This is a genomic window from Kistimonas scapharcae (assembly GCF_039540975.1).
Taxonomy (GTDB): domain Bacteria; phylum Pseudomonadota; class Gammaproteobacteria; order Pseudomonadales; family Endozoicomonadaceae; genus Kistimonas; species Kistimonas scapharcae.
On the sequence record NZ_BAABFL010000062.1, the window covers coordinates 1 to 9,666 of the forward strand.

Below are 9,666 nucleotides of genomic sequence, written 5' to 3' on the forward strand. Positions count from 1 at the left end.
ACGCGCATGAAAAGAATAACCGTTACGGGGCCTGACACTGTCACCCTCAGCGAGGACGGGCAGAAGCTGGAAATCCGGATTCCCATCCGGCTACATCGCAGGGGTAACCAGACCTGCATTACCGACCCGTCGGGCCAACCCCTGACACCGCCCAAAGAACACCCGGCACCTGCGCTCCGTGACGCCCTAGTGCGCGCCCACATATGGTTGCGACGGCTGGAAACCGGAAAGGCAACCAGCCTTCAGGACATCGCCAAACAGGAGGGTATGAGCGCCAAAGGGCGTGTTTCATCCCTCTTCAGGTTGGTTAACCTTTCCCCCACTATTCAGGAAGCGATTCTGACCGGTGAGGGTTTAAGACAGCTGACGCTGGACGACTTCATGTCACCCTTCTCCGATAACTGGATTGAACAGGAGAATCAGTTTTTTACCACCAATCTCTATTTTTAACTGACAGAAATGGTCACTTTAACCTAAGAAACTTTTGTTAATAGAAGTGATCAAAGAATTAAAGAGCTCGCTGCAAACCAGCAGCTTTATATCTTTTTACTATATAAATAAGCCCAGGAGGATTTATGAGCTGTCTAATTTTTGGCCCCAGTATTTATTTTGCTGCTCCACAAAGTTTTGGAAACATAAACAAAAGCCACAACAATATCTATGTGATAAGTGGCGGTAGACCTTATATGCCTGCACCGCATATGGGTGCCAAGCCAAATGTTAGTATCTATTCACGTGAATGTAATCCATTTGGTGATATGCAGACATTGCTATTTTTGCTTCTTGTTCTAAACGAATCATCTAGAAGGACTGAAAGCTCAAGGGAAGGTAGGCACTTCTACCAAGACATGGGTGGAAGTCATCGCCCAGAACGGAATACGTATGAAACCAAATCCAATTCTTATAACGCCGGTGAGAATCAAGAAGATCATTTACCAAAGAAAACTAATCCAATGGCAGAAAAGTTCAACAATGCTTTTGCACCTTGCAGTAATAAAAACGAGCTAAAGAAAGTTTATCACAAGCTAAGCTTAGAGCATCATCCTGACAAGAATCCTGATAGGAAGGAAGAGGCTACTGAAGAGTTCAAGTTACTCACAGAATTGTATAATAAGCGCTTGAAAGAGATGAATTAAAAATATTAAGGCCGGGGTGCTTCAAACGCATGTTAGGATGCGCGAGACTGTTTCGGTAATCCGTATTCTATTCATCCCCACCCCAGCGTAAATCGCAGACATAAAAAAGGGCAACACCTGCAGGTATCGCCCTTTCTTTTCCACTTGCACCCCGAAGGGTCAGTGACAAAGCAGTCGCTTAGATCACTTCGATATCTTCAGCCTGAGGACCTTTCTGGCCCTGAGTCACGGTGAAGCGTACCTGCTGGCCTTCAGCCAGGGAACGGAAGCCATCGCTCTTGATCTGACGGAAATGGGCAAACACGTCAGGACCATTTTCCTGAGCGATGAAACCAAAACCTTTCTCGTCGTTGAACCACTTAACAGTACCGGTAGTAGTAGACATTAATGTCANCCATAAAAAATAAAACTCACTTTTAACGCACACCATGTTACAGCAACACTCTGCCGCAAGTCATAGGTACTATAACCCAGAATGCTCCGTACATCGCTATGCTGTTAGCCACCTGTCCGTAAAAATTCTTTTCATAGACCTAACTGGTGTTTTTTTATGCGTTTTGGTTACATAAACCTATCAAGCCAGCCGGTTTGACAAAGGGTTTTCGGAAATTACGTAACCTACTGATAACTATGCAGAAAACAAACTCCCTAGTCAAAATCAAAAGTAGGGAATTGGCAGAGAATAGAGAGCAGGAGAGCCCGAAAATCAGCTATTCTGTTAGAAATACGGTGAACCGGACAGGGCAAAGGGCTGTCGTAACTTACTGAAAGCAGGGCCAAAAAGCAAAAAGGCCCGAAACCGTAGAAGTTTCGAGCCTTGCATTGTTTGGCGGTGGTTGGGTAACGGGGGTGTGTTAGTTTTCTCTATAAACATGGCAGGAGTTGTTCTGCTAGCATTTGCTACTACAAAGCCTCCTCCCCTCAAATCTTTCAGTAGCATCTACGCACCAGAGTCACTAGAAGTGAAAATAATTCAAACCGGGTAACATATATTTACAGCAAATAGCTCCTCTCTCGCTCTTGTAGCAGCCACATAATCTTCAAAACGACTGAGGGAATCGGTTGAGTCCCGATTCAATAACAAACCTACAGCTTTAAACTCCAGGCCTTTAATTCGCTTCTTGGAACCATAACGAACACCCGGGATGTTCTGTCCCGGATCCTGCTGACCTGCCACCAGTTCACAAATTGCAATTCCCGCTTGTTGTAGCTTCCCCCGCAAGGCTGCATACATTGGTGTAATGCAGATTTCATGCTCTTTAATGTTTTTGCCACTATTGTGCAGTAACCCTGTTACCCAGCTAACAGTTTCATCTGCAGCCAAATCAATATTTCGAACCGTTTTCAAAACGGGCTCATTACCAAAAAATACTGAACGATCAGCTGTGGTATCAGCAGCTCCCCCATCCAAGTCATCTACCGGAACCCCTGATAAAATGCCCTGTGACCAGTTACGAATTTGCTCTGTGGTCCTGTAGTTAATCTTCAACCGTCTTGAGCGACCAGTAACATTAATCCCCGCTTTACTCAATGGCAATGAAACCCGGTTATATAGTCTCTGGTGGCCGTCGCCTACTACGCATAGAGGATTGGAAAGTCCATAATCAACAGGGCTAATCGCTTTAATCAGGCGCAGCGCCTCCAAGCCAAAATCCTGAAGTTCATCTACAAGAACATGGCGATATTGTTCAGTTCTTTTCTTTTCAGCAATCATGCGGGCTTGATGCACAACACCTTCAAAAGTAGTCATGCCAGACTCAGCAGTATATTTCTGAAACGCTGAAAAATACGGCCAGATTGCCTGTCGCTGCTTCTTCATCATTCTTGACCTGCCCGTGCGAATAGCAGTCAGATACTGGGCCTCATTTTCAATCCCCATCCTATCGATAATCTGATCATATTCATCCCGAATAAATGTTGGCGAAAATTCATTATCATGACCAAGATCGATAAAAACCTTTTCCCAGCAGGCATCAACCCCCTCTTTGGTGATGACACTGGTACCAATGCCTGCACGCTTACAAATATCATAAGCCAATTTATGCAGATTAATCACTTCAATTTGGTTCACCAGCTCCGGAGCCATATCTTTAACAAGAGCGTTAATAGTAACTGCCAGATTTGTAGTGAAAGTGGTTATCAGCACCTTTTCACCTGGCTTTAGCTGTCTGGCCAGCCAAACTGCTCTATGCATCACAACGACGGTCTTTCCCGTACCTGCTGCGCCGTTGATTTTCATGGGTCCTTTTACGTTCCATTCCACCAGATTTCTCTGATATGGATGCAGGAAAACACGCCAGGCTTCAATATCTTTGGTCAGAATATCCCTGAGATGCTCTTCACCCTCAATCAACACCAAATCAATATTGGGTGCCTCCGCCAGATGAGAGAAATCACCAGGATTCTCAGGTTTATAATGAGTCTCTTCTACCCCCAGCATTTCCTCAATAGCCTGATCCAGTGACAGGCCACATACAAATCCATACAACACTTGTCTTGCATCTGAAGGTAAAAAATCCGCCATTCTTTCAAAGTCTTCATCACTTTGAACAGCTCTCACTGAAGGGATTAATGCTTTTGGTGTACCAGCATGAAACAGCTCTTCATCAGTCAGCTTGTTCAGGCAATATTCAGGAACCTTGAAATACGGCGCCATAGGCTTGTCCTGGACCGCCTCAGCAACACGTTCTACATTTTCAACATCAATAATCTGAAACGTGCCACGCTCTGAATGGACCTCAAAGAGTTTGTTCTCACACCACCGATAAGCCTTGTCATGATGATTAACATAAACAAGTACATAGGTATCCCCCACCTCAGGAGCAACAAGAATGGCTCGATAATCCAGACCAAGCCTTGCACTTCTGACCTTGGGATCACGGACCATGGGTTGAAGAGGTTCAACATGCAAGCTGGCCTGGGTACTGTCGTCTTCAAATTTTCTGTGTAGCTCTATGAGCTTGTTATAAACCTTTTTGGGGTACGTCCTGGCATCCTCCAGTACCTCCCGCTTGATCATGAGCTTGGCCATATTTACTTCACAGATTCCTGATCATGAATATTCAGACGGGCAATAGTTCACCCATCTGAATCCCTAAGGGATATTACTGCTTTTTTGAAGACTTCAACCAGCCATGAGTATCCAGCAGACGTTTCAATGTTCTGTCCAGTGTTTCTTCGGTAATCCCCTGAGGCCCCATGGTAATGACTGCATCCAGAATTTCCTGCTGTGGAAATTCAAACCTGAAGTCACTGCTCTCGTTACTTTGATACTCCATTAGCCCAGACAGTACGACCTTGGTCAACCAACTCCCATGTGTTTTGGTTTTCTTGATGTCAAGCAGGGTTGTCCTGAAACAAACATCATTGCCAATGAAAACTGAAAGCTTTGGTCGTCCATAAACCGCAAGGCATACCGATTTCTCCAGCTCAATATTGATGTATCCATCATCAATATTCGCATCTGCAATGTAGGGAACAGCATGCAGCATATCGACCAGCTTCAGTTGTAACTCACTACGCTCCAAAGCAGGTGTTTCCGCCACTGTTGCTGCCACAGCTACAGCTTCAGGACCCCTCCCGCTTTCAGACTGATAACGCCCCAAAAGAGAAGATTTCCAAAAAATTTCTGTGATGCCATCAGATTCAGATTGCTCAAGAAATTCAGAAACTCTAAGCGGTTCTATATTAATCAGTGAGGCAAGAAAATCAGCAACCAGATAATACCTTCCCGGGAATTCTGATTTATGGACAGAATCCAGTGATGAAAAACCACTCTTTGCTGCAGCAAAAGAACTTGCAACAGCTATAACCTGTGCTCCTGGTGGACTTTCCCGGCAAGCCATCCTCTGGATGGCTTCAGCGTCAGGGTTCAACACATGCAACAAAATCGCTCTCAGGGGAATTTTCCCCTCATCGTCAAGAGGCGGCAACTCACGTTCATTATTAATGACTGCCTGAGCTATATCGTACCAACGTAAAAATACATCACCGTTTTGTATCTCTGTCGGTATCCTGTCTTTCAGTGACGCAATCGCTGTAACAGGCACCCAGCCTTCATCAACATCGACGGCAGCAATGACTTCCAGATAGGCTAAAAGGATCTTCTGAAAGTCAGAAGCACGGCTCCCCTCACAGGCGACATTTAACATTTCCAGCTTAAGTGACTCGAATAGTTCCGGGCTATTTTGCAAATCTTCCAGCCTGGACAAAAATGAGGTTACTTTGTCAATACCTTCTAATGACTGAAGATAATTCCAGAACAAGCCACCCTGAACATCAAAGTTTCGGTATCTGTCCTTTAATGCTTCAGCATTTTTCCTGTCTAATCGACCCGTTATTATACGCTCATGGCTATCCTCTATAGCGAACAAGTCAGGAGAAGCCACAAACTCAAACAACTGGTCAGGTACATTGGAATAACCTTTTGCCCGATAGTCCTCAAGGTCTTCAGTGCTGGGAAAGTGAATCCTGTTGATTGAAGAGACGCTCAAAACACCGTGACCAGATTTCTGCTCTACGTCTTTCAACTCAATAAGTAAAGGCACTGCAGGATACCCTTCCAAAGAAGCAAGGCCAGAGAGATCCTCCTTGGCAAACAGTATCAAGCCCTGTTCAGATGATGCGATCAGCTCCGGTGCCAGCAAACCAATATCCAGCAATCGGTTCAGATTACGCCTTCCCGTAAGCAGATAACGGACAGAATCAGATTGTGCAGAACCAAACAGATCCCCTGTATTGCTTTCAGACATTTTTAAATTCCAATAGACCGGATTGCTCGTTTGGTAAATACTGCAACACTTCCAGTTCATTTTCAGTGGTGGAAGTGTACAACAAATAAAGCGATTCTCTTGCCCTTGAACACATAACGTACATATTCATTCTGAAAACATCCAGATCACTACCGTCAATATTCATGGTTTGCAGCTCAGGGATAAACACCATATCAAATTCAAGGCCTTTACAACTGTGCCGGTTGATCACAGTCAACATTCCGGACCGGTCAAAAACCAGTCGCTCTGCCCCATGGTTGACTTCATCTCTGGATGAATAAGTCTGAACATCATATTGCCCCTGTAATCGATGGCGCAACAGATCGTAGAACCTCTTTCTCATCGAGTCGTTCTGTGTAAAAACGCCTACCTCTCCGATAGCACGATTGCTCAATATACGAACAATGTATTCCACTTGCGCAACCAGTGAGCCAGCTTTCACCAGCTCTGGCTTACTACCTTGCCGCTTGGGCAGGCTGGGTTGTCCTGAAGATAAACCCACATAAAATGTGCTTGCCAGTTCTGCTATTTGTCGTGTATTTCGAAAGTTTTCAGTTAATTTGAAACTTCTTGAGGTGTCATCAAGCTTGATACCGAGCCCTTTGTGAATTTGCTCAATATTGGAATTATCCTCCTGCAGGCGCTGATTTTCATCAGCTAGAATAGTCAAGCCACCATTATCCACCCTACGAGCCACATAACGCAGAAAGTGGAACATCTCATTTGGAAAGTCCTGGGCCTCATCAATAATAAGGTGCCCCCAATCGTTCATCGCTCCCCTTTCGGCTGCAGCCTCCAGCATGGCTTCCCAGTCATATTGGTAATCTGCCAGTTTTGGAGGAACAGAATCCAGCCAGCGAGAGAACTCATCTGTGTTCGCTTTAACAGTCTGTCCATCTACATACCATTTTCTTCTTGATGGATCCCATCGCGCGCCCAACGCTTTGGCTTCTTCTTTTTCATCGTATGGACAATCAAGGTAAACCCTGTCAGCAGACTCACTGAAGCTTTTTATCTCATGAGCTTTCCACCAGCTATACGCCCAACTCAACAGCGTATTGGATGATATACCATCTTCAGAACCGGCATTTTCAGTGTATTTTTGCAGTACTTTATTGTACATCAGCACCTGAGGCGATTTTTTACGCCGACTCAGTGCCTGTGCCCGTAAAAATGCAATGACGGTTTTACCGGTTCCCGGTGGACCGATAACAATGACCGAACCATCCATTGGTGCTTCTTCGTAGACATCTTCCTGCTCTTCGCTGATCTGGCGCGAATTGGGCATCTTCATAGCAACAACTACCTGCCTTCCTTGATGTGAGCCAATACTTCTGTAAACAGACCTTTGCCTGTCTCATCACCCAACAACAACTTACGGTCCAGCAACAGATTATTCATAGTGCAGCTGGTTTCAGACACCAATGTACAAGAGTGACAGGCTGCCTTGTTCAGCCCCATAACTCCCTGGGTTTCCATTTCACTGCAAACCGGATCATTGGAACACCAACTAGCCTGGTCCAGGGCCGCAGCGATCACCGGATACAACCGCTTTAATTCACCCTGTTGAACCAGTCCACCCAGACTGCCTTCTGAATCGGAATCCGCTGTATAGATCAATACGCCAGCCTGCCCGTCCTCGGCATAAATACGCTCCCGGATAGAGCCGCTAGAATAACCACATTCAAAACTGAGTTGACGAATCAGCAAATGGGCAAAAGTGTGCAGCAGCACCAGCCGTGATGACGGAGATGGCAAATATGAAACCTTGCCTTCAGAGTGTTTCTTACTCATAGGATCAATGCGGTTTTTGATAAAGCCACTGGCCTTTGCTTCCCATTCTTTCAGGGCATGCTGATTAAACTCGATAAAAATGCCTTCCCCAAATACCTGGATTGCAGGCAGCCATGTAATATCGTTGTGACGACCAGCAGGTGGTATAACGGCAACACCGGGCTTCACTCGCTCGTAACCACAAAAAGCCCTGACTTCCCTGAGCTTTTCCAATAAAACGACTCGGCTGATGAGTTTACTCAACCCCCAGTCATGGGAAGGCTGATCTTTTTCAACTCTGGCAACGAAATTTTTATTGGTCAGGCTTTCAACATCAGCAGATGAAAGCACTGCCCATTCAGCAACCTGTAATTCTTCATTATCGGGAATCCGTCTTGCTCCCTCTTCTTCATCCTGTACTGTCATCGCAGCAATTACATCATCTACTGAACACTCCAGATCTGCAGCAATATCCTCAGCAAGATCTCTGGCAACAGCCTCTTTACCCTGATCCATTTTGCTCTGGCAACTGCTAAATAATGGGTGCTCTTTCATATCTTCAAGCAAAGACGCCCCATGTCCGCCACCACTACCAACCGGAATATCCAGTGCAGAACGGACAATAGCGTAATAAAGATTGCTGGCTCCTCGCTGCAGAACCACCAGAGGACTGTCACAGGACTCCCATTTTTCCCAAGGCTGGCTACCTTGACACTTTACATTCATGGACTTAAGAGCATCAGGATTGGCAATATCTCCCAAGTTTCGTTTGCTCTTGCACTCTTTACACTCAACGTACAGAGCATCCAGACCACTGCCCTTGCTATTGTCAGACCGGAAGAAAAGCCGGGCTTCACTCTGTTTGCAACTTCCTTTCTTGCCAGCACCAGAGTGTGCCCAAAAATTCCACGGAACATCCGCCAAATGCCCACTCTCACAAGCAGCGACAAACCTCATGGGAACCAGGGATCTCTTCTTACAGTCGGAATTACGACACACAGGTTTGCCATTGTGAGTCAAGCCTGTGTCATTTTTCCACTCTTCCAGCCGCCGACAACATGGACAAAACATCCAGCGTGGAAAACGGATAGCCTTGATCATGTCCCACTTTTGCGGACTACCGAAATCAGGGTTTTTCGGTGGTGCTTTCAGTGTGCGTACTCTCAATTCACTGGTAAGTCTGGGCATATCAATGGGCTCAAGTTTCCTTGGCCAGTCTGCCAGATCTGTCAGTAAAAGAGACTCATCTCCTATATCAACAATAGCTCCGGGTCCGTAGGGTGAAATAAGCTGCGAACTCCGCAAACTTCTGTCTGAACTCATTGATCTTCTCCTTTCACCCAAACCGTAGTTTCTGTATCAACATTTCTCATAGAATTAAGTGTGGGCCAGGCATTATCTTTTTTGGATGAGCCATAGGGCTTCATCAATGGTTTGAACTGGGAGCCACTTTTGTAAGACTCATACCGATTTACCATGCCGTCCTTAGCCTGCTTGTGCCAATCGAGGACTAATCTGTCGATATGGTTTATCACATCATCAATCTCATCCTGGTCTCTATCAGATGCTGCCTCACGAACTCGGCCCTTGAATGATGCCAGCAAAGATTGAAATTCCGGATTGCCCTTATCGAAAGCCCCGGCCATATCATTGGCACGAAGATGATCCGTTAATCGAACAAGTGTAATCAGTGCCGCATGCAGGGCCCGATCTCGCGCCGGTTTAGCCCACGGGGTAATACTGGTCGGCTCAACATAACGATAAAGCGACTGGTGATAGCTGGAAAAAGTTTCGTAATGGGAACGGTCTCTCGGCTTGGATGGAGAGAACAGGGTCACCACAATGGCTGGAGGACGCTTCTTGTCCCGTCCCTGTCAGCACCGATTTAAAATGTCCACTTTCCACCGATCCAAAATGACCTGTGTGAGATGATAATCTAATCAGATTATCGTAGTGAGTGTTAAGGTGAATTTCCTGCTTAGTAT

At 45.8% G+C, this 9,666-nt stretch carries 8 protein-coding genes; 2 read left to right on the forward strand and 6 right to left on the reverse strand.

Translation table 11 applies throughout. The features are described from left to right. A partial coding sequence (locus tag ABD892_RS03250) for a hypothetical protein (RefSeq protein ID WP_345193796.1) occupies positions 1-450 on the forward strand: 450 nt, incomplete at its 5' end. Between the two features lie 125 nt (positions 451-575). Beyond that, on the forward strand, positions 576-1,136 hold the full coding sequence (locus tag ABD892_RS03255; protein ID WP_345193799.1) for a J domain-containing protein: 561 nt from the start codon (positions 576-578) through the stop codon (positions 1,134-1,136). Between the two features lie 178 nt (positions 1,137-1,314). Here the strand turns inward: ABD892_RS03255 and ABD892_RS03260 are convergent, their stop codons facing one another. From ABD892_RS03260 to ABD892_RS03285, 6 genes are all read right to left on the reverse strand, one after another. After that, the gene (locus ABD892_RS03260) at positions 1,315-1,521 is read right to left on the reverse strand and encodes a cold-shock protein (RefSeq protein ID WP_211830537.1); all 207 of its coding nucleotides are present in this window, start codon (positions 1,519-1,521) and stop codon (positions 1,315-1,317) included. 588 nt (positions 1,522-2,109) lie between these two features. Continuing rightward, the gene (locus ABD892_RS03265) at positions 2,110-4,167 is read right to left on the reverse strand and encodes a UvrD-helicase domain-containing protein (protein ID WP_345193802.1); all 2,058 of its coding nucleotides are present in this window, start codon (positions 4,165-4,167) and stop codon (positions 2,110-2,112) included. Positions 4,168-4,240: 73 nt separating this feature from the next. After that, complete coding sequence (locus ABD892_RS03270; protein ID WP_345193804.1) at positions 4,241-5,887, reverse strand: hypothetical protein; 1,647 nt, start codon at positions 5,885-5,887, stop codon at positions 4,241-4,243. Continuing rightward, positions 5,880-7,202, reverse strand: coding sequence for a DUF5710 domain-containing protein (locus ABD892_RS03275; protein WP_345193805.1), 1,323 nt, complete (start codon positions 7,200-7,202; stop codon positions 5,880-5,882). Before ABD892_RS03275 ends, ABD892_RS03270 begins: the two co-directional genes overlap by 8 nt. Before the next feature lie 8 nt (positions 7,203-7,210). After that, positions 7,211-9,004 (reverse strand): DrmB family protein, encoded by a 1,794-nt coding sequence (gene drmB / locus ABD892_RS03280; protein ID WP_345193806.1) that lies wholly within the window; start codon positions 9,002-9,004, stop codon positions 7,211-7,213. Beyond that, on the reverse strand, positions 9,001-9,519 hold the full coding sequence (locus tag ABD892_RS03285) for a hypothetical protein (RefSeq protein ID WP_345193807.1): 519 nt from the start codon (positions 9,517-9,519) through the stop codon (positions 9,001-9,003). Before ABD892_RS03285 ends, drmB begins: the two co-directional genes overlap by 4 nt. Positions 9,520-9,666 lie beyond the last annotated feature (147 nt).

What these genes read in the sequence shown, in the direction of transcription:
- ABD892_RS03275 (WP_345193805.1), bottom strand. Translation starts at nt 7,202, where the DNA reads ATGAAGATGCCCAATTCGCGCCAGATCAGCGAAGAGCAGGAAGATGTC.
- ABD892_RS03255 (WP_345193799.1), top strand. Translation starts at nt 576, where the DNA reads ATGAGCTGTCTAATTTTTGGCCCCAGTATTTATTTTGCTGCTCCACAA.
- drmB (WP_345193806.1), bottom strand. Translation starts at nt 9,004, where the DNA reads ATGAGTTCAGACAGAAGTTTGCGGAGTTCGCAGCTTATTTCACCCTAC.
- ABD892_RS03260 (WP_211830537.1), bottom strand. Translation starts at nt 1,521, where the DNA reads ATGTCTACTACTACCGGTACTGTTAAGTGGTTCAACGACGAGAAAGGT.
- ABD892_RS03270 (WP_345193804.1), bottom strand. Translation starts at nt 5,887, where the DNA reads ATGTCTGAAAGCAATACAGGGGATCTGTTTGGTTCTGCACAATCTGAT.
- ABD892_RS03265 (WP_345193802.1), bottom strand. Translation starts at nt 4,167, where the DNA reads ATGGCCAAGCTCATGATCAAGCGGGAGGTACTGGAGGATGCCAGGACG.